Raw genomic sequence first — 24,346 nt, 5'->3', positions numbered from 1 at the left:
AGCTGCCCTCGCGAGCCGCATCGGCTTAGGGGCCTGCGAGCTAGGCGCCTTCAACAGGCGTTGCGGTCAGCTCCGGGAACAAGGCCTCGAGCCTGACCAGCACGTCGGACGCAATCCGCGCGCTATGGACATGAACGCCAATGTCTCCCCAGGGGAAATCGGGATCACTAGACGCCGATGCCCAGTTCAGGCTCGTGACAATGACATCGTCCTGATCCCAGGCGACAAACTTTCCGTGCAAGGGCAGTCTTTTTGGCGTTCGCGCAAGCGTTACGCCGTTTGCTCGTGCTTCTTCCGCCAACGCATGCCCATGTCTGTTCTTGATTGGTCCGCTCGTCTGCGTGTAGAGGATGACCACATTGACGCCGGGCCGGCCGGCGGCGACCTCGCCCTGCATGATCGCGCCCGGGCGCGCTGTTGATCCCAGTCGGTTGCTGCCGATCACGAGCCGTTTGCCAGCTTGGCCGCTCGCCGTTCGAAGCAGCCGATCGTGAACGTCACCGATCACCACCGTGACGGTGGCACTACCGGGATGTGCGGGAGCACGACGCAGGTCCCTTGCCGTGATCCCCAACTCATTGGCAATCGCGTCCGCCAAGCCGCGGCGACCGACCATTTGCTGAAATGCGACCATGACGTCTGCGACGGCATGCTGATCCCGCAAGACGACCGTAAGTTCGACGGATTGAAAGGGGGAGGAGAGCCAGTTGCATGACCCAACACCAGCGATCCATCCGTCGTTTGCGGTGTCCACCAGGATCAGCTTGGCGTGCGACCCTGTGGTTCGGATATGAGTAACAAATCGGCCGGCCAAATCTCTATCTGAGCGAACGAGAGCGGCAATCTTTGCTGCATCGACAGCATTCCTCTGCTCGGTTTCCTCGTCTTTCTCAGCCCCCCACAACAGGTCGAAGCGAACGCCCCGACGGCAGGCCGATCGGATCAGATCGATCAGAACTTCGAACCGCTTTGGGTCGAGGAAGGTCGAATGGATGATGACCCGACTATGCGACTTTACGATCAGGTCTTCCAGGCAGGCGCGTTGCGCCGAACCGCCGATGACGATATCGGACGGATCGAACGAGCAGGAGTGAACGGTGGGCTCAGGGTCGAGCGTCTCGCGTACGCCGGCGTAAGGAACCGGCACCTGATTTGTGCCCCTCGGAAGAGTCGCCGCGTCCTCGACGAGCCGCCGGAGCGTCGGGTCGGCGGTCTCGGGCAACCCCAACACGACCCCGTCGATCACCCGCAATGCCATGTACTCGTTGTCATGCAGGGTGGCGGTCTGGCTGTCGATGACCGCGACCTGTTCGTCCCAACCGCGAGCCGCAATCTCGGAGAGACGGTTCAGGTTGGCTTCCGGTGTCATCGATGGGCCGCCGCCTTCGACCGAAATCACGCGCACTTCATTTTCAACTCGGCGCGCAAGGTCCAGCCTGTTTGGCGACAACAGCTTGATCTCGCGCGTCTGGAAGAAGTCGCCCGTCGCCCACTCGATCACGAAGCTCACAGAACGCGACAGGCGCTTGGGGAAGAAAGGAAGGGCGTCCCCACTGCTGATGGTCTTGAATCCATAGGGACTCGCCCGAAACGCGACACCGCCGTCTGTGACGACCACTTCGACCAATCGAAAGCGCATCAGGCGCGCGATCGAGGCCACGATGATCTGCCGAGGCAGGTCAGCTTCCTCCGCCAGTGAGGCGATCGACTTCGATTGACGCGTGACCGCCCAAAGCACCGTTTCGTCGATCACGCTCCAGGCCCGGCCCCGATCAATTCCTACCTTGCAGGCGATGCGAAACACCGGAATGGCGATCATCAGGCTCACGATCGCCTCCGGAGCGACGACGGCGCTACTTCCGTCGCCAACAGTATTTCACGGCGCCGTTGGCCCTTCAGCTCTTCGATCGCGTCGATCATCTCCGTCAGAAAGGAGAGGTCATGCGTCTCTTCATCCGGGTTTACACCCCTGACAGCTTCCTTCAGGAAAGCCAGGCTTCCCACAATGATCAGCTGCGATTTCGCCCGGCTCAGCGCGACATTCATGCGCCGCCGATCCCGGAGAAACCCGAGCGCGCGCCCGCCGGTCATCGGATTGTTCCGAACCAGCGAGAGCACCACAACGTCCGCCTCATTGCCCTGAAAGGCATCGACAGTCCCGACAAACGCACCATTGCTGAGAACGGATGCAAACGCGCCAAGATGCGAAAGGGCTCCGGATCGCAGGGATTGAATCCGCTGGCGCAGCTTGTCGACCTGGGCGTTATACGGCGAGAGAACTGCCAATGTCGGCGGCTTCGTCCCCTCTCGCGCCCGCAGTGAGCGCAGGACGTCGACCACGCTCTCGACCTCGGAGGGGTTGTGCCACCGCGGACGATTTTGCTCCAGGGCTTCGGCGCGTCCCGTCGAGCTTACATGCGGGAACTCAACGACGACGATAGGCGAGTTGGGCAGGGCCCCCAGCTGGGTGAAAGGCGGGGCGTCCATCTCCGCGGCTCGTGCACGCTGTGGCTCAGTTGTGAGACGCCCTTTATAGAATGCCTTGGACACGACCGTCGCGATCGCAGGGTCCATCCGGCGCTGCTCCGTGAGAGTCGCCGCAATCGATCGGTGAGACGGATTTCCGATGCTCCGACGCTCGTCATCCTCGACGACTGTCCGAAACGGCTCAAGTAGGCGCAATGCCAACGCTGACAGATCTCGAAACGCCGCCGCGTCCCTACCTACGGCTTGAATTTCTTCAAGCTCACCATCGCGAAGGAGGGGCCCGATCATTTCTTGTGCAACCTCCATCGCCTGGGTGACCAGGCTATGATCGCCGAGAATTTTCACAAGGCGATCGGCGTCGAAAGGGGGTAGCTGATGGTGGTCCCCTATGAGGAGGCGTCGTCCGGAGAGCATCAGCAGGCCTACCAACTCCGGTCCAACCGCCTTGGCTGCCTCTTCGACGATGACCCAGTCGAATTGCTCGCGCGCCTCCACCAGTCGCTCCACATCGGATGAGTTCGCCGTGGAGATGACGATGTTTGCCGCGTCCAGCACGAGGCTGGACACCGCTCCAAGTCCGCTCCTTTCTTCGCGACCAACGCCGTCCTTAGATGTGTCAAGCTGGGCTGCTGCTTCCCGAAGAGAAGTGATGCGATCGCGCGTCGTCTCCGGGGCCGATCTGGCCAATCGGCTTTGTGAAAGCCGATGGAGATACGCCGATCCAGCTCGGTGAACTTCCTCATCGCTGCTCGTGCGGCGTTCGGGGGTCGTCGACCGCACAACGAGGACGTCTGTCAAGCCGGTGCCCGCAAGGGTCTCCTTGATCTTCGCTTGGAGGTTATCGAGCGCGTCATGTCCCTGGGCACTCAGGAGCATTCGGGTCGAGCGATCTTTGTGGAATCGACGCCGAACCACTTCGGTCGCAAGCTTGGTCTTGCCGACGCCCGGTGGACCGACAACGAAGAACGAGGGCAGGGTCGACCACAGACCCACCAGTGCCTCGCGTTTTGGCCCGTCCAAATCGAGAAATGCCTGATCTTGCCGCTCCTTCTCGCTAAGCTCCTCTCGGCTTGATCGTCGCACGCGCCAGGGATCCGCCAACATTTCGGCAAGATCGATGCGCGTATCGATCGCCTTGATGTTGCGGAGCCGGCGCGCGATGACCTGTTCGGTGCCTGTGTCGCGCGCCATGCGAAGAAACAAGGGACGATGTTCAGGCAAGGCATCGTCGAGCTCGAACCGATATGCTCGTCGACCACGATGCTCCACAAGGTCGACGAACGTGGCGACGACGTCGCTGTCCTGGCTGGCACCCAAGCTCGGCGCCTGGCTCAAGCGCCATTGTGCCTCGGCATCGCGGTGCTCTTCCTCGAATAGCCGTTTGAGGGCATTGCCGCCTTGCAACAAACCGACGCGCTTTGCAATGCGGTCCCGGTCGCTGTTCGGCTCTGCTCGGACATCGACATAGGCCCGCCCATTCTGGCGGCCCTGGCCAAGCACCTGAACCGGCAAAACTTCGAGGGCCTTGACCACACCTTCTACGATTTGAACGAGCAGGAGGGCTCGACGAACTGCGTCAACTTCTGGCCCCGCACCCTGCTCTGATTGGTCATTCGAGAAGGCACTCCAGTCCAGCAAGTCCGGCCCAAGGCGCGCGCGTGTCTCCTGCGCCTCCCGCGAATTTCCGGCGACGACCACGGCGTGCATCAAAGGATGTGCTTCGGCGTCACCGATCCGGAAGGTATCGTTACGCACTTCCATATTCTGGCAGACGGCCAAGTCCCACAGGGCGACGCCCTCGTCACGAAACGCGCGCAAATGATAGATGATGTTCTCGGTGACGAGCTTGAGCCGAGGACGGTCTCCATCGCTTCGCGGCACCAGAAGCGTTGCGCCGCCGTCAAGGTCAGCTCGAACCCAGTCCAGCTGGCGACGATACTCGTCTATGGCTATCCCACCACGGCTTAGCTCATACACAGCCTCGGCGAGCTTCGATTGACGATCAAATGTCATCACAAACGAGCCAGACGGCGTCGTCACGCTGCGTCCGACGCTCGTGAGGAGGTCGTCGATCGTCCGCGTGATCGAGTCGACGTCCAGCTGGTCCATACGCGTCGGAGCGATCAGGCGCTTCAGCAGCACTCGCTCCGGGATTTGGAGACTAATGGGGACTTCGCTGCCGCCTCGGGGGACGATCTCGCTGGATGCCCTGACCTCCATGTCGAGACACTCTATGGCAACCAGACCAAGCGCCCGCCAATCCTCGGCGAAAGAGTAGCTCTCCGACCGCCGGGTTGCGGCCGCGCCGCCGACTCTGGCGTGGGTGTCGTCTGGCGACTCCGCGGTGAGCCAGAGGCTCCACTCAAAGCCGCCGAGCTGGAAATCGGGTTCGTCGCTCCCTTCGGTCATGATGGCATCCGCCGTCAGCTGGCCATGGACGAGGCCTTGTGCATGGATGATGCCCAGGGCGGTCACTATGCGCCGAAGGTTCCGCCAGAGCAGCACCCGCGGTCTGGGCCCGGCCAGGTTACGCAGCCAGTGTTGCCGGCTTACCCGTCGCCGCCGCTCCCTCAGGGGCTGGCCGACGCGTTCCAGCACAACCCCGAAATTGTTGTCATCTTCGACAAACTCAAGGACATCGACCACGACGTCGCGGGCACCGGCATAAGCCATGACACGCTGCACTTGACGCATCTCGTGCAACCAAAGGTTCCTCAAGTCGCCGTCGACGGGACCGCCTGTCTTGCGCCAGAGTTTCAGGATCCGCTCTATCCCTGTACTTCTGTCTCGGACTTCGAACAGTGCGGGCCGCAGCGCTGCGCGGTCACCGGGGGCGACGGCGTCTTCGGAGAACTCGAAGCGATCTTCGAGGGTGCTGCGGGCTTGGGTGGGCTTCTTGTTTTTCATCGACCCCCGCTGCGCTGGCTAGTTCCATCGTGACGGCGCGTCATTGCCCAGAAGCAGGAGCGTGATTGCGAAATCATACTGATCGGCAAAGATCGTCATCTCATGGACGGCCTCGTCCAGCCACACACCAGCTGGAAGCTCGATTCCGGCTCGGCCGTCAATGCTCCTGTCCCGAAGCCCGGCCAACGACTGCTCGGGCACGGCGATGGTCTTCTTCGACGTCGCAAAGTAGGCGCCGGTCTTCAGCGCTCGATCACTCGATCGCGCCCACTTGATGAAGCCATCGTTCGACTGAACAAGGATCGCCCGGCGTTCGGTGTACTGAAGCCACCGCAGCACCGCTGCGACCAGAGAGACACGGTAACGATCGGCACACGCCGAGATCATCTCGAGGTCCACTTTCGAGGTGGCCGATATCTGCCGCCTATAGTCGTCCAGCGGCATCAACAGGTTCGCCGCGAAGACATTGGCTTCTGCCTCGATCCGGCGATAGTCGGAATCCCACTGAACGACGTCGTCGTCCTTGCATTCAATCCCATTGGGGAATTGCAGGCGATGCAGCAAGTAGTGGCCGAATTCGTGCGCCAGCGTAAAGTTGATCCTCCCCCTGGCGGAAATGGCACTGTTGTAAAAGATGCCCCAACCTTTCTTGCCGGGCGGCGCCCGAAAAAGGGCGCCATCGAACCCTGGCAGATCGCGCCCGACGACGACTGAAATGGGATCATCGGGAAACTTGTTGTGCGATACTTCTTTGGCGACGCCCGCAACATCGACTGGGAAGCGGTCGTTGCCCAGCACCTGGTTCAACAGCACGCTCAGATCATTCGCCCACCGTGTCGGCGACAGTCCTTTCACTTATCGTCGTCCCAAATCTCGACCATCCGCCGTATGCGTTCTTTCGTCGTCGAGTCCATCTTCCGATACATGCGATAGAACGCTTCGTCCGCGGCATCCTTTTCGTGAATCTTGTCCGTGTCGTCGAGCAGGAACTCGGTTGTGACGGATAGCACGGCCGCGATCTTTGACAGCTTGTCGGCCGACGGCCGCGGCGGGTTTTTGTTCTCCAATTCCCAAATGTAGCTCTTGCTCGAGCCCGTTAGCTCCGCGAGCTTCTCAAGCGTAAACCTCTTCTCTTTTCTCAGGCGTTTTATTTTGTCGCCGAACGCAGACACTGGCGATCCTCCGCGCTAGTCCCCATGTTCAGAGTAGGCGCACTTCTGTTCCTTGACAATGCGCTTGCAGCGAGCGTAGATTGTTCGGAGTAGGCATACTTTCTGTCCATTTATGCTCTATATAGTCTTTTTGGCAGGAATTCTATCAATATGTGGTAGGTCCTGCCCTGCAGCGCAGCAGCGGCAGGTAAGGGGAGAAGAGGGGAAAGTCCAGTGGACGTCATCGCAGAACATTGCCCAGTGCCCAACGCCAACTTCGGCGCCGCCTGGGAAGCAATCAAGATCGCCGACGAGGTCCGGACCCGTCTTGTGGCCCAGGCGCTTCTTTCCTTCCAGCTCAGACAGAACTTCCCATTCGACACCATGCCGGTGCATGGCCTGATCGTCCTGTCGGGTCCGCCCGGCACCGGCAAGACGACACTGGCCCGCGGCCTGAGCAATGAAGTTGGGCGCGCCGTCAAGAAGGCGCAGTTCCTCCAGGTCGATGCCCACGCGCTCGGAAGCTCGTCCCTCGGGAAGAGCCAGAAGGAAGTCTCGAAGCTCTTCCAGCAGACCATTCCTGAACATGCGTCGAGCGGGCCGACGATCGTGTTGCTCGACGAGGTCGAAACCCTTGCGGCGGATCGCCAGCGGATGAGCCTTGAGGCGAATCCCGTCGATGCCCACCGCGCCACGGATGCCGCCCTGGCGGGTATCGACCTGCTCAGCCGCAAGCATTCAAACGTGCTGCTCATCGCGACCACGAACTTTCCGAAGGCGGTTGACCGCGCTCTGCTCTCGCGGGCAGACCTCATTGAAGACATCGGCCTCCCGGGCACCGAGGCCCGCGGGCAGATCATCGACAACTCGATCCAGCAGCTGGCGACGAAATGGCCGAAGGTCGCCTCGCTGAGCTCCCACATGGCTGCCTTCGTCCGGGCCTCCGAGGGCTTGGATGGCCGCCGCCTGCGGAAGGCCATAATCACGGCGGCTGCGATGTCTGTCGAAACCGCCAAGGATCTCAACACGCTTCAGGCACACCACGTCCTGCAAGCGCTGACGTTGTCCGTGACCGCCAGCTCGCTCCAGGACGAGGCTGCCTGACCATGGAGATCCGCCGCGATATCGCCTCCATTCCCGTCCGCACCGCCGGCGAGACCTGGACAGCCATCATCGACCTGATCACCGGCAAGGACTCCGTCGACGCCTCCACCCTCCGGGCAGCAGCCAGTGTGATGGAAGCCGTGATCGCCGAGGAACACCCGGCCAAGATCCCGATCGTCGTCAAGGGAAGCGGATCGCGGCTCGTGATCTATCTCGTCTACAACGAGGATGCGATGGAGCACGGGACCTCCGTCGACAAGCTGACCTGGAATCCGACCGCAGGCACCGGATGGGCGATGACGGCACCCGCCGAGAAAGAGGACGTGAAATGGATGAACGACACGCTCGCTGATCGCGCGCCCCGCATCTCGGTTCACGACGTCAATGAGCCGCAGAAGGACGACGAAGACGATAAGGCCACCTCCGCCACCGGCGTGCAGATCAACTGGGGAGTCCTGGGCAACTCATGACCGTGACCACGACCTCAGCCTATACGCGGGCTCACACCGCGAAGTTCTTGTCGGACAAGATGCGCAACCTGCTCAAGTATCTCATTCAGCACTACGACTTGTGCCCTGTGAAGCTGGTCGACGCCTGGACCGGCTGGGTCGACAAGGCGGCTCGATCGTGGCTCGAGACGGGGCACCTCGAGAAGTTCGTGATCGAGTTCTACGTGCCAGGGGCCACCAGGGCGTCGACCCGTTGGGATTTTCCCATCCGCTATGATGGCAATGGCGCTGACGACATGTGGGTCGATCAGGACTTCTACATCGGCGCGTTCGCCAAGTCGCAGACCCCGCCTCGCAACGCGATCTACCGCATTCTGCTGCAGCCCAAGCGCGGCGCACCGGATGTAGGCCTCGCGGACGCACAATATCTCGCCCTGGGCGGTCTGGTTGCTCGAGAAGCCGGCACAGCGATCGCCACCCCCGACCTCATGGCTTCGATGACCTACTACCGATGATCACTGTTGACGAAGCCTTCGAGAAGTTCCGCCAGCGCCTCGAGCTCAGCAAGACCGAGAGCGAGAACGCGCAGAAGCGCCATGCCGACGTGCGCGAGTGCATTCGGGGTGGCTTCGACATCGACCGCGACTTCCTCACGGGCTCCTACGCCCGGCACACCAAGACGAAGCCCCTCAAGGACGTCGACGTGTTCTTCTGCCTCGGCGACAAGGAGAAGAAGTGGCGCGACCGGCCGCCGAAGGAGATCCTCGACGCCTTCCAAGCCTGTCTCATTAAGAAGTACGGCAAGGATGCCGTCGATCCCGGCCGGCGTTGCGTCACCGTCGAGTTCGAGAAGAACACGACGGACGAAGAGGGGAAGGTCCTCTCCATCGACGCCGTCCCGGCCTTCGAGCTCGGGGATTGCTATGAAATCCCCGACCGCGACCTTGGCAAGTGGATCAAGTCCGATCCCGAAGTCCACGCGGAGCAGTCCACTGCCAAGAATAAGGCGCTCGACGGCAAGTGGGTGCCCCTCGTCAAGATGATCAAGCGGTGGAACAGGTCTGCCGACAAGCCGATCAAGCCCGGCTTCTTGATCGAGGTCATGGCGCAAGGCCTGGTGGATCCGCCATTTACGAACTATCCGGCCGAGGTACGTCGCTTTTTCGCCGCTGCGCTCGACGGCATTCAGCAGGCATGGCCCGACCCCGCCGGCTATGGGCCGCCGGTTTCCGATCAGATGACGCCCGCGCTCATCAAGCAGGCCATCGACTTGTTGCGCAAGGCAGAGACCAAGGCGGCGCGCGCCATGCACCTTGAAAAGCAAGGCAAACAGGGCGAGGCGCTCGCCGTGTGGCGCGAGATCATGGGCCGCTACTTCCCGACGAGTTAGGTAAAACCCATGACTCAGGCAGTCGTTGTCAGAAAGCTCGGAGACGATTTCCAGGGCAGGCTGTTCTGGTTCTATGCGGCCTTGTTGCTCATCGATAGCAGCAACGTCGTGCGGGTTGCTTTTGAAACGGGTCCGAAGGCGTTCGATGACGTCCTTGTCGGGTACGATGCTGGCCGGCCCAGCCTCGACCACCGTGGACAGAAGGTCCTGCGCGACCATTTCCAGTGCAAGTGGCACGTCAGGCCCGGCGAGTTCGGCCACCAGGATCTGATCAACCCGGCGTTCACGAATGCCGCAACGTTTTCCTTCCTGCAACGTGCGCTGCAATCCCAACAGCAACATGCGCCACATGGCAACGGGGCGCGGTTCCGGCTGCTGACCAACTGGAGGCTGGCCGCTGACGACCCGCTGGCGAAGATCCTCCACCATCAATCAAACGCCTTCGACATGGACAAGCTGTTCGACGGATCGACCGACCGCAGCGCGATGGGAAAGATGCGCAAGATCTGGCGGGATCATCTTGCCATCGACGATGCGGCGTTGCGCCTCCTGGCGAGTACCCTGGGCATCACCCTTCGCCTCGAGTCGCTCGAAGATCTGCGCATGCAGCTCAACGATCGCTTCACGGCAGCAGGGATGAGGACCGTGCCCGACTGGGAGACCCCCTTCGTCTATGACGACCTCATCTCAAAGCTCCATGCTCAGGGCCGCGCCGACTTCGACCGCAAGACCTTTCGTGAGTTGTGCGGCGACGAGAAGCTGCTGGCAACTGGCCGGGACGACCGGCCGCTTACCCTCGGCGTGCGATCGTTCGTGCATCCGATCGACAATCTCGACGCTCGTTGCGACGCGACTCTGAATCTCGTACCGCACTTCGACGGACGATACATTCGCAACGAGGCTGACTGGAAGGGCAAGCTGGCGCCGGAACTCCGGACCTTTCTTGTCGACGCGGCGAAGACCACGGACCACATCCGCCTCGCCCTGGACGCTCACGTCTCGCTGGCCTTCGGTGTCGGCGCGGTCCTCAACGTCAAATCAGGCAAGACGGTCGAAGTCGAGCAGCGAACCGGCGGCCGTCGTTTCTGGGCGCCGACCGACCTGCCGGATGATCCGGCTTGGCCGAAGCTGCAATTCCTCGACGAGGCGACAGCCGATCCTGGCCACGATATCGCGCTCGCCGTCAGCCTCACCCACGACGTCACTGACGGTGTACGAGCCTACATTGCGAAAGTGTCCGGCATCGCCCGAATCGTGTACGTTCGCCTCGACAGCGGTCCTTCGGGTCGCAGTGTGAGATGTGGAAGGCACGCCCACAGGCTTGCCGAGCAGATCACCGCGCACGTGAGGGCGATGGCTGGTGTCAGCACGCCGCGACCAAAGGTTCATGCATTCTTGGCAGTTCCAAACGCTTTTGCATTCTTCCTCGGGCAAAACCAGCCGGCGCTTGGTCATGTCGCCGTGTACGAATGGGACTTCGAAGGAGGTAGGGGCGGGGGATATTCGATCGGGCTTGAGTTTCGCTAGAACACTGCTTGGGGCGAAGCCACTCAGCTTATTCGCTCTCGACTCCATTGTGGTTGCGGCTTGCCCGGCGGCTTGGCTCGAATCTCTACTTCCGTCTAGATTGGCGGCAGCGGCGTCATCGGATCCCAGACCGCGCCATGCTCCTTCATCATGCTCTCGACGATCGCGCGCTCGGCACGGAAGGCGCGATGGTCGATCTCACGAAAGTCATGCGCGGCTACGCGGTCGAACACCGCGTAGCAGATTTGGCCGTTGTTGTGCCTTGCTCGGTAGGCGATACCGTCGACACGAGGGTCTTTGGCGAAGAGGTCGCCGGCAAAGCGCTGTGACGCCGAATAGTCATCGCCAGCGCAGATGTCATTGGTCACGCCATGAAGCACGAGACCCTCGTCGAAGACCTTCGCCAGCCGAAGCTCACGCTTACAGGCGAGCACGGTCCAACCCCGCGCATCGACGAAAGGCCGACCGATGATTCGCTGCGCTTTGCGCAGCACGGTCTCGACAAATGCCCCTGTCAGCTCTTCGGCGCAGTAGAGCGTGCGGTACTCGCCAGCTGGCGCATCAAAACGATAGGCCGGCGGTTGTCCGGGGGCGGGACCGTACCACAGCGCTCCCTTTCCGACCTGATGCACCCGCACGATCTCTTGCTCGGCTGGAACTGAAATCGTCTTTATCCCTGAGGGGAACGCGTAGGTCGACACGGGAGGGCGTCTCACGCCTCGTCGCGGCTTAGATAGGCCCTTGCCGCCCGAACAACCGCATCCTGCTCGCCCGCTTTAAGCGCCTCCAGAGGAGTTCGCTGCAGTGTCGGGTCGATTTCGATCAGGAATTGCAACGCCGACCATCGACCCGCCCCCGAGTCGTCGAATTCGCGCACTACGGCTCCCAGACCGTCGACTATCCCGAGTTTGCCATTCTTGGTGACGAATTGCGCCTCGGGCACGACCAGTTCGGAACCGCGCATCAAGCCGAGCGCCGTTCCCAGTCCAATGCGCTTGTGCAGGGCCTGTCGAGAAACGTCGAGCTGCATTGAGGCTTCGGTCAGCGACAGCGGCTTCCCCGCCTTGCCGAGCAATTCCATTTGCAATGCCTTGAGTCGTGCATCGTCGTCGCTCGCATCGTCCGATGCAACCGCTTCAAGATCGCCTGCCAGCTTGATCGCAGCTTTCAATTGATCCGCCACTAGGTCCAGGTGACGTGTCAGCTCGTGAAAAGCGCGCGGCCGATCCTTGACGAACAGATCGCGCAGTTGGCTTTCAGCCGGCGTGATCTCGCTCAGCATGCAGAATGCGTAGAATGTCAGTGGTTCGACTTCCGCAGGTGGCGACCACTTATGCAGCAAGGCGCATTTGAGTTCACGATAGCGATTGAATGTCGTGTTCACCAGGCTGTGGTACCAGACGCTGATTCCATGCGTCGGCTTCACCACGTTGCGCACTACAGGCAACTCGAAGTCAACGACATGCGCCTTGTCGAACGCAACATACATATGAAGCGAAGCGCATTCGACACGATGACCAAACCGCGCCACCGAAGCGACGTCGCTGCGCTCTCTCTCCAGCACGTGGACCAGATCGATGTCGTAGTGATCTGTCCGGCTATGGTCTAGCAGTGAAGCCACTGCTGCTTCCATCGACTGGTAATTTCCTCCGAGCAGCCAGCTACCGGATAAATAGCGATGTGGCTCTGATCTCCCGAGGGCGCGAAGCAAGACCTCTCGGAGCGACTGATCCAGGATCGACCGGCCAGCGCCACTGGGGTCTGCCATTGCCGTCAAAAAGCTCGTGGTTTCGTTGGATGCCATGTCGGTCTCCGATCTTTGACGCATCTGGATGATCGGGAGGGTTGATAGTCAGGGGTTGATATTGAGATTTCCTCTGGCCATGTCAACCCCGTGAGCTGGCAACAAAAGTCTTCGCTGCCTGTGACCCGTATATTATCAAATGATTTCAATGACTTGAAGGGTGGATGCTCATAATCGCTTTGCCCATGGTCCCGATCGCGAACCCAGAAAACTCTTCGGCGGCTATGCATCTCTCCATCGGCCAAATCCCGAAGTTTCAGCCGCCGCGGATCGGCGGTAGGGTGTGACAGATGAACTTCCGTTAGTGCCAATCGCCACCAGAGTCGTGGCGATTGGCACTCATAGTCCGACTAGATTCGGAGGGCTAAATCCGAAAAACCGTTATAATTCAAACAACTAAGAGTTTGGCACGCACCTTGCCGATGGTCGCTGTGGAAAGGAAAGGCTCCGTGTCCCCAAGTCCAACCACGATTTCGAGTCTACCCGCGCGCCCAGTGATGATGGGGTTCCTTGAGCGCACGTTGCCTGGCACGAGTCCTGCCATCCGCCGAGTTCGGGAACAGGTCATCGAGTTCGTTTCCAGCCCGGTCGCGAAGTCCGTTCTCCTGCGGGGACCCATCGGCGTCGGCAAATCCACGCTCGCCCGAACGATCGGACTGCTGAAGCGGATTGCCCCTCTCTCCGAAGCCGAGGCCCGTCAGATCCTCGAGACCGTTCGATTCGATGGGCCGAACCAGGTCGACCTGCGGTCGATTGTGACCTGGTACGTCGAATTACCCCTCACCGGTCTTGTCGAGAATCTAGCGGAAGCGCAGCTGTTCGGCACCGAGAGGGGCGCATTTACCGGCGCGATATCCGCTCCGGGCGTTTTCGAGCGCGCTTCGGCAGGAGCCATGCCCAGAGGAGCCGAAGCTGCAGGGGCGAAGCTGACGGGAGGTGTGGTCTTTCTCGATGAGATCGGCGAGCTGACTCCCAAACTCCAGGCCAAACTTCTGCCCGTGCTTTCCGGCGGCGTGTACTACCGCCTGGGCACGGAAGGCAAAGCCAACGCCGAGCTGCAATTCAGGGGGCTGACGATAGCGGCCTCCTGGCGACACCTAAGCAGTGGGGTATTGCGCCCGGACCTCCTATCCCGCGTGGCGGGATACACGATCGACGTTCCTAGCATCGACGATCGGGCGGAAGACTTCGACCTGCTGCTTCGAGACGTCGAGGAGATTCTCATACGGGCGGTTAGGGCCGAGATCGATCGCATGCGAGTCGTCGAGTCGAGGGTCGATCGCGACTACTGGGCACGCCGGCGCCAAGCTCTTGAACCCATGGACCCTAGTGCGCGGCAGCGCCTTGCTCGCGTCCAGTGGAATCGCCATGGGAATCTGCGCGGACTCACTGTTGCCGTGGAGCAGATCCTGGTTGGCGGCCGTGATCCCGACCAGGTCATAGCCCATCTACCGACGTTGGCCGACGAGGTGCTCGATGGCTCGGCCGAGGATTCGGATCTGCTCGCCGGCCTTTTCAACCGCACCGCAACCGGCGACGGGCTTGCCGCGCACGTCCGCGCAGTCGAGCTGGATATCCGGCGCGAGTTGCGGACAAGACTGCTCACCAATCCGGCCTCATTGATCCGCCTGGCCATGGCGCTGGGCATCGATGAGAGACGACTCAAGGCACAGCTCCGTCAACTCGACCGCGAACGACGCGGCGAGCCTGCAGGAGACCTTTCATGATCGAGCTCTCGAAAGGCCCGGCCGTTCTAGAGCTCCTCGACCGGACGGCTACGAGGATGAGCGAGTACATGCAGGTCGTGATCTGCTCTCCCTTCATCGACAAGGTCCTGATGAAGAGACTCGCCTTGCTTTCGTGCTCAGCCGAACGCAGCGGATGCAACCTTTGCATCGTCACTAGGCCGGAGTCGGCTCACGAGCTCATGGCCGTCCTGCCGCAACGCTTTGCTCGTCGCCATACGGCTGTGGTCGTTCGACCGACTCTTCATGCAAAGCTGTACGTTGCCCACGGCCGGAGGGCTTGTCAGAGCGAGGCCATCGTTACGTCGGCCAATCTCACACAAGCCGGCACCCGTGCGAACATCGAGCTTGGCGTCCACGTTGCTCCTACGTCGCAATGTGGTCGCCATCTGTTTCGACAGATTCACCAGTTTAGTCACTACCTCAGCGCTTAGCCGACCGCAGGAGATCAACATGCAAAAGACGATGGCGACCTGGTTCTTCATGCGGCCAGGATTTACGACGTTCCGCGTGGAACCTGAGAAGCATCCTCAATTCTTGTTCGGCAGTCGGGAGCGTCGACAGCGGGACTATCTGTTGGGCGAGATCGAAGGGGCTTGCTACGGCAAGGACGGGTTCAAATCCGTCATCTTCGGCGACTACGGCCGAGGAAAGACCCACATGTGCCACAACCTCGAATTCGAGCTGAAACGCCAGAACCTCTCCGTCAGCACGGTCTACATCAAGTGCTCGGCATACGTCTCCAAGGAGCCGTTCCAAAGCCTGTTTCGCGAGATGATCACCCGGCACCGCACGGAGGAGGTGAAACGCGTCGCCACGGAGTATGTCCGTAGGAGCAAGGAGGGGGGCGCGCCGCCGATCAGGGACATCGTGCAGTCGGAGGACATCGCGCTCGTCATCAACAACGGTCTGACGGCCGTCAACGATGAGGCCGTCCGCAATTGCATGCGCTGGTTGGGCGGAGAACCAAAAGTTCCAATGCAGCTCATCAGCACCGCGCTCAAACCGCAGCTGACCGATAGTCGCGATTTCGGCGCCGTATTGCGTGGTCTCTCGCACATGTTCGCCACGGTCGACGACAAGGTCGTGCTGTACCTTGTCGACGAAGCCGAACGGTTCGAAAACGTCACGAACGTCGATACGTTCGCAGGTTGGCTCGCTTCACTTCGTGAACTCACCGAGATACCGGGCGTCGGACTGATGTTTTTCGTCGGTGCGCTGACCCGCAACAATCTTCCCACACTGCTGGTCCAGGAAGAAGTCATGCGACGCATCGGTGTCGCGAACTACGTGGAGTTCCAGAATCCCAGCCGCGAGGAGCTGCGGGATTTTCTCCTCGAATTGTTCGCTACTTTCGTTCGCAAAGGAGAGGTGCCCAAGCAGCACCAGGGCGTCGTGACTGACGAAGCGCGGGACTCTGCGGTCCCCGACGAGCTGCAGCAGATGACAGGCGGAGCCGCAAACCGGCTCGAGACATACCCGTTCGAGCCCGATGCCTTCGACGAGTTCATCGAGCAAGTGGCTACGGGTCACATGTCGAGCAAACCGAGCGAAGTGCTCATTCGCCTTCTCAAGGCTGCGCAGCGAGCAATGAGAAAGGATCAGCGCACCATCGACCGCGCCATCGTCAATGAAGTCAACTCGGAAGGTCTCTGATCATGAAGACATTCGATATTGAGCCGCGCGTTCCCGGTCGCGTCCAGTTGGGCAGCACGAAGCGCGAGGCCATCATTCTCGCCGGTCGCATGGCCGAAAAGGGCAACTCCGAGCCGATAATGTTCGACGGCTCCGACAATTTCGTCGTCCTTGAAGTCGGCAAGCGCGGGTCGGGAAAGTCGTACGGCATGGGTTCCTTGCTTGAGGCGTTCGCGACCGAAACCGCCTCGAGAATCGGCAATCATTCGGAGCGGCGAGCCGTGGTGCTGCTCGACCCGTTGGACATTCATTGGCCCGCGTTGACACCGTTGCGGGCGGATGGACCAGAGGGACTTCGCAAGCAATACGAGATCCTCGCGAAATGGGAGGGGCTGGATGTCGAGCCGATCAACGTTCGCGTATTCATCCCTGCGGGTCATCGATGGAACATCGATCTCCCAGCCTTTCGAGAGTTTCGCATTCCCGTGAATTTCCTCGATGCCGGAGATTGGGGCCTGCTACTGAAGGCGGACCTCATCACCGAACCACGAGGCAGACTGATCGACGAAGCCTACCGGAAGGTGACCGAGCTCGGCTGGTGCTGGGACGATCCCACGTCACCTCGAGCGGCCAAGGCGGACTATACCGTTGGGGACTTGGTCGACTGCATCGATCATGATCCGGACATAACCAACTTCTATGCTTCCGAGACGCGGCGCAGCGTGATCCAGCCGTTGAGGTCTCTCGCACGCATGCCGCTATTCGACTCGTCCAATGGTACGCCACTCACGGAATTGGCGGAGGCCGGTACGCTCTCAATACTCTGTTTGGCGCGCCTTACGGATGATCTGCGCACAGTTCTGACGACCGTGCTCGTTCGCAAACTGAAAGCCGACCGCATGTTCGCGAGCCAGATTCGGCGGCGGCTCGCGCTCAATCGAGAGAGTGCGGAGGTCCAGGACGAGCTCGAAGAAGAATTGCGCCGACACGTGCCTCGCACGATTCTCGCAATCGACGAAGCGCAGATCCTCATGCCGGCACGCAGCAACAGTACGGCACGGCAGGCTCTCGACTCCTTTGTTCTCGAGGGTCGAAACTTCGGGCTCTCGCTCTGGTTGGCCACCCAACGACCAAAGGGAGCCATATCGGAGGCAGCGGCGAGTCAGATAGATACCTTCATCGTGCATCGGCTCAGTGTCGCTGACGACATCAACGCCGTGTGCGGGTTGCTGCAGAACGCAAGCCCCAAGGTCATGCGCCATGCAGGTCGGGAGTTGGAACTGCCGGAGCTCATCCGTGCGCTGGACGTCGGCCAGGCCATCTTTTCGAGCGCAACCAGCAATGCGCCGCGGTTGGTGGTCGGAAACATCAGACCTCGGAACGTTGCTCACGGAGGGGAAGCGTTCTGATGCCGCGGTTGCCGTGGACGAAGTTCCAGGACTTCTACCTACGCCTCGGGTTCTTGAAGGTCCTTGTGGCCGCGTTGAGCCCGCAACGTCGGAGCGCAATGAACGACGCGATCGTCCGCAGGCTAGCGATTCCGCTTTTCGATTCGGCAACCCAACACCGAGAACTCTGGGCGCGCGTTGGCGACCAGATGTTCTGGCATAGAGACGACGGTCGTGCCCTGGTGGAGAAGACGCAGAAACGACCAACCGTAGCCGAGGCTCTCCTGGTGGATGGAGACTGCCCATCGCTTCTTTTCGCGATGACGGGCCCGACCGCGTACAAGATCATCGACTGGGCAAGAAACGTCGAGTTCCTTGGTCGCGCTAATCAGATCACCGAGCGCGGTCTTCTCCTCAGGCACCTGTTGCCCGAGGTCGCCATGGACAATTTTCTACGCGGCAATGTCGATGCGTGGAACCCATTCACGCTATCCATTTCCGAGCGCGCATTCTTCCTATTTCATCTCATAGAGATCGACGAGGTCATGCTGGAGCTGATCGGGGATCTCGCCCCGATGACCGGTGACACTCTTGAATCGCATGATGCCGCGAAAGTCACCTGTTCGGCGCTGATCAGGGTACTCACTCGAGCGAAGAGTACGGTCCAGCCCCGCGATATCCTGGCCTTTCGAACAGCCTGCGAATTGACGGGCACGATTGCAGAAGAACTGGACATGGCCGGGCAGGTCACCGACCTGGTCGGTGGGTTGCGGCGCCGAGCTCCGAAAGTGAGGCCCACAGCCAAGCGTGGCCTCACCGGTGGCGGCACCCCGAGGGCTCTCCGACGGACGACCAAGAACTCGGATCACCAGACCATCCCCCGTTTCGAGCAGCTTGTAGATTTGGGCTTTCTGAAGAAGCCGGATGGTCCAAGTGCCGGAAGGGAGGAAACTTTGGCTGGTCGACGGAGATGGCGCTACATCCCCACCGCGGCCTGTCGTCGATGGTCGACCGCAAGGGCGCCAATGGACCGTGAAAAGCCCTTCAGATGGCACTACTTTGCGGCCACATACCTCGTGACTTTCACTGGTCAAACGTCGCAAGCGCCCGTCGAAGCGACAACGGTCGCCCGGTACCTTTGGAAGGCATATGAGCGGATCAAGAGGCCGGCCGGGCTGAATCCTTTGGATAGCGTTGCATTGTTCGGCATGCTGGAAGCTCTAACCGATGGGATCGCAATCGAAATGGCCGACTTTCATCGTCTAATGCTGAAGATAAAGCTACTGGGTGCCTTACCAGAGCATGCGTTCTTCGCGTCCGGAAACGAGCTCGACCAGATGTTCATCCAGCTGAAGCCCGGGTTCATCGAACAGGTCGAGAAGAACGAACGTACACTCTCCACGACGGAGAATGCAGGAGCATGAAGAACGACCCGGACCGTCTCGAAGCAAGGCATCCAATGCCGTCTCAAGAAGCTGAGCTCCTAAACGAGATCGGCCAGCTCGGACGGGCGCTTTCAAAGGCTGCGAAAGTTGCCCAGACGGCGGCCGGAGGCAGGCCGGACTGGACGGACGTCGCCGACCTAGGGTTGCTGCGGGACAAAGCGCGATCGATAGCTGAACTGTCGAACCGGCTCGGATCTCTCCATGCCGATTGGACGCAGCGGGCGGATCAACGGTTTCTCGAGTTGGAGAGCGATCTGCGCGATGCCTGCTCGTCGCATGGGTGGCACGTGGATGGCCAATGGCCGACCCTCTACGTGGAGCGCGCATTGTCCATCGCCATCGATGACAAAAAGAAATCGGTCTCAGTGGCCGGTAGACGGGTCACACAGTCAAGGGTGGCAAGCGTGATCGCCGCCCTTGAACCACTGGTCCGTGAGCTCCTTCCTCACACATTCTCCTCAGAGAGGTTCATCAACGACGTTGCGGGCGCATATGACGAGGCTCGATCAGACTCGACGCAAGTACCGATCCTCGCCGTCTATCGCAAGCTGATCATCCGTATCCAAAGTCCAGTATTCTGGAAGGATGCCCGGGATGAGACATTCACGAGCCTGACTCTCGATCAGTTTCGCGCAAGGCTCTCCCGCGCATTGGAAGAGGGCGTCACCACCAGCGCCGACGGTCGTGATCTTCGGCTGTTGCCCCCGTTGGACACCAAGGATTCTCTCTTTCTCTATCAGCCAGCCGAGGCGAGGTTCGGTTACGTCGGCCGTATCGAATTCTTGTCCGCGAAGTCGGACGCACGGTAGCACCATGCGCGATACGACTGATAGGACGTCACCGTCCACATGTGACCAACCGTCACCCGCCATGGCGCGGGCATTGATCCGAAGCCTCAATCGAGGAACGGCGATCGCAGAAGGCTTGAAATACATTCATGTGGGCCATGAGGCATGGCTGGCAGCCCAGGACGAACTCCTCGCGGAGGTGGCAGAGGACACACACTCCGACACGAAATTCGTCCGCGGTGTTTATGGGGCAGGCAAGAGCCACTTCCTCGCAATGGTACAAGCCTCTGCCCGTACCCGCGAATGGGCCACATCCCACATCGAATGTAAGGTTGATGGCGTTCAGATCGACCGCTTCGAGACCTTGTATCCGCGCATCACGCAAAAGCTACTGGCGGCAGATATTCCTACCGTGGTGCGGGACTCGTCTGATGCGCCTGTGGATTCGATGCGGTTCGTTTTGGAAAAGTGGGCGCGCGCGCAGGCTGGACTCGTCGGGATCCGGGATGATGGTCTGACTCGTCCGTTCGATGCCGACGCACGACTCTACTCTCGCCTTGAGGCAGGCCTATTGCGCAGCAATCTTCCTCCCGATTTCATCCGCGCCACAATCGCCTTCGCCCGCGCTTTCCTAGCAGCCGACTTTCAGACCATGAGTAGAGCGTGCGCGTGGATGGGAGGAGCCAACGAGCGGGTCGAGCTACCCCTTCGATACGTTCTGAGGCCAATGTCTAGCGATCGCAGCAATGGCTCGATGGCGCTTCGCCCGATCGGCAAGGGAACTGCCAGAGATGCGATGCGCGGTCTGCTCTGGCTCTTGCGAGCGGCGGGTTACACGGGTTTGGTGCTGTGCATCGACGAGGTGGAAGAGCTCGCGAAGCTCGGATCCCGCCGGCGGCAAGATCAAGCATTGCAGGCATTGCGTGAGTACGTCGATCACGCCGGCGGGGAGGGGGGATTCCGGAACCTGTGCATGTACCTCGCCGCAACACCAGAGATGTTCGAAGGAGAGAACTACTTTCCTCGGTATGACGCACTGGCGACTCGCATACAGCCGCTCGGTCCGCGGATAAATTGGCGTGGTCCCGTCATCGATCTAGACCGGACGCCGCTCGACGCAGCGCAAATGCGAGAATTGGCGGGGCGAATCTGCAAGATTCACCATATCGCTTACGGTCGATCTGACAATACCGACCTCTCACAGGAATTGGTGTCGAACCTGGTAGTAGGCGTACTCGAGGCCCGGTACCGCGTAGCAAGGCCACGCCTCCTTGCCCGCGTCTTCGTGGATGCGCTGGAACGGGCGCGCCAGGAAAGGCAGGCGCCCAGACCGTCCGACATAGGAGACATCGTCGCGCGGGCGGCCGGCCAAATCGCCAAGGAGGCCGCCGGGTGACGGGCCTATCTCGAGCCGCGATACGGCGTCTTCGGAGCGGTTTGGTCCCGAGTTGGGAATTCGAGTTCCTATCGGTCGGCTATGACGACGTACGGCGGGCCGTGGAGTCATCGTTGGGGGAGTTGAAGCAGTCGGGTCGAGCGGAACCATTGTTCGTGCGGGGCGAATGGGGAACAGGGAAATCCCATCTGCTGTCGTTCATTCAGGCAACGGCTGCGAAGAGCGGCTTTGCGAGTGCGATGGTCGAACTAAATGCAAGAAGCGCAGCACCGAGCCACCCCCAACGCTTCTTTCCTGTCCTCGCGGAAGCAATGCGTGTTGGGACCTGCGGAGGCTTGCGGGCCGCGGTGATCGAACTTCTGCATCGCACTGAGACCCGCCGTGCACTTCGGGAGTTTGCCGAAACCTCTCGTGCCGCCGATCTCGGCCGAGCAATCACGAGCCTTTGCCGTGAGTACGAGCTAGGCAATCGACTAGAGCTGAGCAACCACCCTGCATGGAGGCAACTATATGGAGCGGACCTCTGTTGGTCGGATAGTCCATCGAAACGGGAACGAGCGCTGGCTCGCATCGAAGCGGTTGCGTGCCTTTTTCGCGCAGTGGGTCTGAATGGATTGGTGCTTGTGCTCGACGAAGCCGAGACGATCGATCAGCTTTGGAACGTTCGCTCTCGCTCGTGCGCGTACGGAGTGCTTGAGCGGGTTTGCAGAATGGAAGCTACCTGGTGTGTCCTGAGTACAACGATGCGGTTCGATCGTACGGTTGCGCGAGACCTGGATGACGCCATCACTACGAATTCTCTTGCGAGGGAGTTTCTGGCTACGTGGCGCCGCGGGGAACGTCGCACGGTCGAGCCACCCACTGTCGACGCACGGAACGCCCAGGATCTCGCCGCTGCCATACAATTGCTTTACGAGAGTGCGTTCGCGCAAGTGCCCGATAGCGAATCCGCGGTCGAGCGATGCCTGAGCAGTTGGGCTAGAAATCCCAGCCGCAACCCTCGTCGTTTGATCCGGCTTCTTGTCGACGAACTCGATTGCCGGCGACCGCTTCTTGATGTCGGTGAATGCGCTCACGCAACGCGGGGTTAGTAGTAACCATCCCATCCGGTGTGCGCTTGATTCTCGTGAGGAACCCCAGTGACCGATATGCTCAATAGAGCGGCACGTAGCGCATTGATGTCGCGAATCAAGGGGAAGAATACGAGTCCCGAGCGCACCGTACGAAGCCACCTGCATGCCGCTGGATTCCGCTTCAGACTTCATGATCGGAATCTGCCTGGAAGTCCCGACATCGTGCTACCGCGACTTCGAACAGCAATATTCGTGCATGGCTGCTTCTGGCATCGGCATCAGGGCTGCCACAAGACCACAACGCCCTCGACGCGTCGTGCGTTCTGGACAGCCAAATTCGAAGCGAATGTGAAACGAGATGCCCGAAAGATTGCCGAGCTGAAGGCTTGGGGATGGCGCGTTGTCGTCGTCTGGGAATGCCAAGTGAGCAAAGGCACCTTAGAGAGCCTACTGTCTGGGCTCCATCAAATGAAATTCAAATCGGAGCATTCCGACTTCCTGCAACCTAAAGCCCCTAAGAAAGGCCGACAGCATAGTTAGAGCGAGCCTCGATGCTCTGCTCGACTTGCGTGACGTTCAAGAGCAGCAAGGAATCCGCGAGGCAATCTCAGGCCGCTATTGCGAACTCTGCGCACGAAGCCGTCCGTTGCCTTCACTGACAAAGGTCGTCCTTCGTGCCTTAGAAAATTCATGAGGCTAGCTCTATTTGCAAATGGGTTTTCAGATACTTTTGAAACTCTGCGTCCATCGCCTAGATTCCACGCCGCATTCGGCCAGCGATCTCGAGCCGACAATTCCGGATCGTCCTCACCGCTGTAGTTGCCGGGCTTCAGGAGGCGTTTTCCGAGCCACTTGGCAACGGGCACCGTGACTGCGTTGCCGATCAACCGCCAGCGGATGGAAGCTCTTTCCACAGTTGAAGCGGGGTCGGTCCATCCAGCCGGGAATCCCTGAAGCCGTTCGGCGTCCCGAATGTGAGGAGTTGCGACGAGTCCTTCCGGGAACAGGATTGCGGGTGCCGAAGGTATGCCTAGACCAGAACCACCCTTGAGCGGAGGTACCGAATCTACCGCTAGTCCAACTCCAGCGTTCCCTTCCGTCCAATAGAAACCCAGCGGTACGGTCAGTAGGGCTGTAACCGATGTCAAGGGACCGGCATCATCTGCCAGGAGAACCGCGCGTGGATCGTACTCAAGAGAGGCGACTATGAATACTCTACGCCTCCTCTGAGGTACGCCAAAGCAGAAGCTGTCGACAATGCGGTAAGCCCAGTGATAACCGAGCGATTCTAGACTCTCGATGATCTTCTTGATCGCGGAACCTCGATCAAGTTGGAGCATGAACGAGACGTTCTCGATGATCACCCACTGTACGGGTCGTTTTCGAAGAAGGCGGAAGACATGTTCGACGAGAGATGATTGGCCGCCGGCGATGCCTTTCTTGTCTCCGACCTGCGTCAGGTTCTGGCACGGAAAGCCAGCGCAGACGAGCTCAGTCTCGGTCGGCAGCGATCGCATCGTCCGGACGTCTGCTGCCAGCGGTATTCCAGGAAATCTCTTCGCCAATACCGTCGTCGCCGCATCATCATTTTCGCAAAGAAGTACGGTGTGATGGCCTGCTTTGGACAATCCAAGTTCAAGACCGCCGATGCCTGCGAACAGTCCTGCGCAGGCAAGGGTCCCGCTGAACGCCTCGTTGCGCCGTTCAGAAAGTGACTTTGGGGGGCTGGCACTGGAAGAGGCTTTGGTCATTGGTCCTTGCCTGGCTTGCGGCGCTGGCTTGCAGAAAACAACTCGACCTGCACAGCGAACCCCTCACGGTCGAGATGCTCTCGAATGAGGCGTCTGATCAGCGTGCTCTTCTTGTGCCCACGGGCTTCGCAAAACGCTTCGAACCGCTCTGCTTCCCGGGATGGCATCAATACGGAGATCTTTGTCGTCTCGGACACCGGCCCTCTCCGCAGCTGTCAGACTTTCAGTCCTTTTTCCGGTGCGGTCAAGTGCACATAAGTGCGCACTATTGCGCGCCTGCCAGCACCTGAGTGCCCGTAGCGAACG

General features: G+C 60.3%; 22 protein-coding genes. 14 read left to right on the top strand and 8 right to left on the bottom strand.

The annotated features are described in order from the left end of the window. Positions 1 to 40: 40 nt before the first annotated feature. From KIT25_18500 to KIT25_18485, 4 genes are read right to left on the bottom strand one after another with little or no spacing between them, the layout of a single operon-like run. Positions 41 to 1,828, bottom strand: coding sequence for a phosphatidylserine synthase (locus KIT25_18500; protein UYN94021.1), 1,788 nt, complete (start codon positions 1,826 to 1,828; stop codon positions 41 to 43). Continuing rightward, on the bottom strand, positions 1,825 to 5,394 hold the full coding sequence (locus KIT25_18495) for a DNA helicase (protein UYN94020.1): 3,570 nt from the start codon (positions 5,392 to 5,394) through the stop codon (positions 1,825 to 1,827). The genes KIT25_18500 and KIT25_18495 overlap by 4 nt, the downstream gene beginning before the upstream one ends. Before the next feature lie 18 nt (positions 5,395 to 5,412). Continuing rightward, positions 5,413 to 6,207: an ImmA/IrrE family metallo-endopeptidase gene (locus KIT25_18490; protein ID UYN94019.1), complete on the bottom strand. Its 795-nt coding sequence runs from the start codon at positions 6,205 to 6,207 to the stop codon at positions 5,413 to 5,415. A gap of 38 nt (positions 6,208 to 6,245) precedes the next feature. Continuing rightward, complete coding sequence (locus KIT25_18485; protein ID UYN94018.1) at positions 6,246 to 6,566, bottom strand: helix-turn-helix transcriptional regulator; 321 nt, start codon at positions 6,564 to 6,566, stop codon at positions 6,246 to 6,248. 213 nt (positions 6,567 to 6,779) lie between these two features. On the opposite strand from KIT25_18485, the gene KIT25_18480 reads away from it, so the two are divergent. The 5 genes from KIT25_18480 to KIT25_18460 are packed head-to-tail and all read left to right on the top strand — an operon-like array spanning position 6,780 to position 11,015. Further along, positions 6,780 to 7,649, top strand: a complete 870-nt coding sequence (locus KIT25_18480) for an AAA family ATPase (GenBank protein ID UYN94017.1) — start codon at positions 6,780 to 6,782, stop codon at positions 7,647 to 7,649. 2 nt (positions 7,650 to 7,651) lie between these two features. Then, entirely contained in the window at positions 7,652 to 8,119 is a 468-nt protein-coding gene (locus KIT25_18475; protein UYN94016.1) for a hypothetical protein, read from the top strand. Continuing rightward, positions 8,116 to 8,613, top strand: a complete 498-nt coding sequence (locus KIT25_18470) for a hypothetical protein (protein ID UYN94015.1) — start codon at positions 8,116 to 8,118, stop codon at positions 8,611 to 8,613. Before KIT25_18475 ends, KIT25_18470 begins: the two co-directional genes overlap by 4 nt. Continuing rightward, positions 8,610 to 9,488 (top strand): nucleotidyltransferase, encoded by an 879-nt coding sequence (locus tag KIT25_18465; protein UYN94014.1) that lies wholly within the window; start codon positions 8,610 to 8,612, stop codon positions 9,486 to 9,488. The genes KIT25_18470 and KIT25_18465 overlap by 4 nt, the downstream gene beginning before the upstream one ends. A gap of 9 nt (positions 9,489 to 9,497) precedes the next feature. Beyond that, positions 9,498 to 11,015, top strand: coding sequence for an SAVED domain-containing protein (locus tag KIT25_18460; protein UYN94013.1), 1,518 nt, complete (start codon positions 9,498 to 9,500; stop codon positions 11,013 to 11,015). A gap of 95 nt (positions 11,016 to 11,110) precedes the next feature. On the opposite strand, the gene KIT25_18455 is transcribed toward KIT25_18460, so the two are convergent. Both KIT25_18455 and KIT25_18450 read right to left on the bottom strand, forming a co-directional pair. Then, on the bottom strand, positions 11,111 to 11,716 hold the full coding sequence (locus tag KIT25_18455) for an RES family NAD+ phosphorylase (protein ID UYN94012.1): 606 nt from the start codon (positions 11,714 to 11,716) through the stop codon (positions 11,111 to 11,113). An 11-nt stretch (positions 11,717 to 11,727) separates the two neighbouring features. Then, complete coding sequence (locus KIT25_18450; protein UYN94011.1) at positions 11,728 to 12,819, bottom strand: hypothetical protein; 1,092 nt, start codon at positions 12,817 to 12,819, stop codon at positions 11,728 to 11,730. 494 nt (positions 12,820 to 13,313) lie between these two features. Here KIT25_18450 and KIT25_18445 point away from each other — a divergent pair, with 494 nt between their 5' ends. From KIT25_18445 to vsr, 9 genes are all read left to right on the top strand, one after another. Beyond that, positions 13,314 to 14,546: a sigma 54-interacting transcriptional regulator gene (locus KIT25_18445; GenBank protein ID UYN94010.1), complete on the top strand. Its 1,233-nt coding sequence runs from the start codon at positions 13,314 to 13,316 to the stop codon at positions 14,544 to 14,546. Next, positions 14,543 to 14,998: a phospholipase D family protein gene (locus KIT25_18440; GenBank protein UYN94009.1), complete on the top strand. Its 456-nt coding sequence runs from the start codon at positions 14,543 to 14,545 to the stop codon at positions 14,996 to 14,998. Before KIT25_18445 ends, KIT25_18440 begins: the two co-directional genes overlap by 4 nt. A gap of 19 nt (positions 14,999 to 15,017) precedes the next feature. Continuing rightward, a complete protein-coding gene (locus tag KIT25_18435; GenBank protein ID UYN94008.1) occupies positions 15,018 to 16,220 on the top strand; it encodes a hypothetical protein in 1,203 nt (400 codons plus the stop codon). Positions 16,221 to 16,222: 2 nt separating this feature from the next. Next, entirely contained in the window at positions 16,223 to 17,608 is a 1,386-nt protein-coding gene (locus KIT25_18430; GenBank protein UYN94007.1) for an ATP-binding protein, read from the top strand. Further along, positions 17,608 to 19,011 carry a hypothetical protein gene (locus KIT25_18425; GenBank protein UYN94006.1) on the top strand — a complete coding sequence of 468 codons (1,404 nt, stop codon included), beginning with the start codon at positions 17,608 to 17,610 and terminating at the stop codon, positions 19,009 to 19,011. Before KIT25_18430 ends, KIT25_18425 begins: the two co-directional genes overlap by 1 nt. Beyond that, on the top strand, positions 19,008 to 19,841 hold the full coding sequence (locus KIT25_18420) for a hypothetical protein (GenBank protein UYN94005.1): 834 nt from the start codon (positions 19,008 to 19,010) through the stop codon (positions 19,839 to 19,841). The genes KIT25_18425 and KIT25_18420 overlap by 4 nt, the downstream gene beginning before the upstream one ends. Before the next feature lie 61 nt (positions 19,842 to 19,902). Further along, a complete protein-coding gene (locus KIT25_18415) occupies positions 19,903 to 21,216 on the top strand; it encodes a DUF2791 family P-loop domain-containing protein (GenBank protein ID UYN94004.1) in 1,314 nt (437 codons plus the stop codon). Beyond that, a complete protein-coding gene (locus KIT25_18410; protein UYN94003.1) occupies positions 21,213 to 22,307 on the top strand; it encodes a DUF2791 family P-loop domain-containing protein in 1,095 nt (364 codons plus the stop codon). Before KIT25_18415 ends, KIT25_18410 begins: the two co-directional genes overlap by 4 nt. A gap of 57 nt (positions 22,308 to 22,364) precedes the next feature. Next, positions 22,365 to 22,829, top strand: coding sequence for a DNA mismatch endonuclease Vsr (gene vsr, locus KIT25_18405; GenBank protein ID UYN97983.1), 465 nt, complete (start codon positions 22,365 to 22,367; stop codon positions 22,827 to 22,829). On the opposite strand, the gene dcm is transcribed toward vsr, so the two are convergent. After that, a complete protein-coding gene (gene dcm, locus KIT25_18400; protein ID UYN94002.1) occupies positions 22,826 to 24,040 on the bottom strand; it encodes a DNA (cytosine-5-)-methyltransferase in 1,215 nt (404 codons plus the stop codon). The genes vsr and dcm overlap by 4 nt on opposite strands. Beyond that, entirely contained in the window at positions 24,037 to 24,237 is a 201-nt protein-coding gene (locus KIT25_18395; GenBank protein ID UYN94001.1) for a hypothetical protein, read from the bottom strand. Before KIT25_18395 ends, dcm begins: the two co-directional genes overlap by 4 nt. Positions 24,238 to 24,346 lie beyond the last annotated feature (109 nt).

This window comes from Enhydrobacter sp., from assembly GCA_025808875.1.
Lineage (GTDB): Bacteria > Pseudomonadota > Alphaproteobacteria > Reyranellales > Reyranellaceae > Reyranella.
This window is presented reverse-complemented; position numbering and strand designations above follow the sequence as displayed.

Coding starts and splice junctions, on each gene's coding strand:
- KIT25_18495 (UYN94020.1), bottom strand. CDS start 5,394: ATGAAAAACAAGAAGCCCACCCAAGCCCGCAGCACCCTCGAAGATCGC.
- KIT25_18475 (UYN94016.1), top strand. CDS start 7,652: ATGGAGATCCGCCGCGATATCGCCTCCATTCCCGTCCGCACCGCCGGC.
- KIT25_18470 (UYN94015.1), top strand. CDS start 8,116: ATGACCGTGACCACGACCTCAGCCTATACGCGGGCTCACACCGCGAAG.
- KIT25_18465 (UYN94014.1), top strand. CDS start 8,610: ATGATCACTGTTGACGAAGCCTTCGAGAAGTTCCGCCAGCGCCTCGAG.
- KIT25_18460 (UYN94013.1), top strand. CDS start 9,498: ATGACTCAGGCAGTCGTTGTCAGAAAGCTCGGAGACGATTTCCAGGGC.
- KIT25_18450 (UYN94011.1), bottom strand. CDS start 12,819: ATGGCATCCAACGAAACCACGAGCTTTTTGACGGCAATGGCAGACCCC.
- KIT25_18440 (UYN94009.1), top strand. CDS start 14,543: ATGATCGAGCTCTCGAAAGGCCCGGCCGTTCTAGAGCTCCTCGACCGG.
- KIT25_18435 (UYN94008.1), top strand. CDS start 15,018: ATGCAAAAGACGATGGCGACCTGGTTCTTCATGCGGCCAGGATTTACG.
- KIT25_18430 (UYN94007.1), top strand. CDS start 16,223: ATGAAGACATTCGATATTGAGCCGCGCGTTCCCGGTCGCGTCCAGTTG.
- KIT25_18425 (UYN94006.1), top strand. CDS start 17,608: ATGCCGCGGTTGCCGTGGACGAAGTTCCAGGACTTCTACCTACGCCTC.
- KIT25_18420 (UYN94005.1), top strand. CDS start 19,008: ATGAAGAACGACCCGGACCGTCTCGAAGCAAGGCATCCAATGCCGTCT.
- KIT25_18415 (UYN94004.1), top strand. CDS start 19,903: ATGGCGCGGGCATTGATCCGAAGCCTCAATCGAGGAACGGCGATCGCA.
- vsr (UYN97983.1), top strand. CDS start 22,365: ATGCTCAATAGAGCGGCACGTAGCGCATTGATGTCGCGAATCAAGGGG.
- dcm (UYN94002.1), bottom strand. CDS start 24,040: ATGACCAAAGCCTCTTCCAGTGCCAGCCCCCCAAAGTCACTTTCTGAA.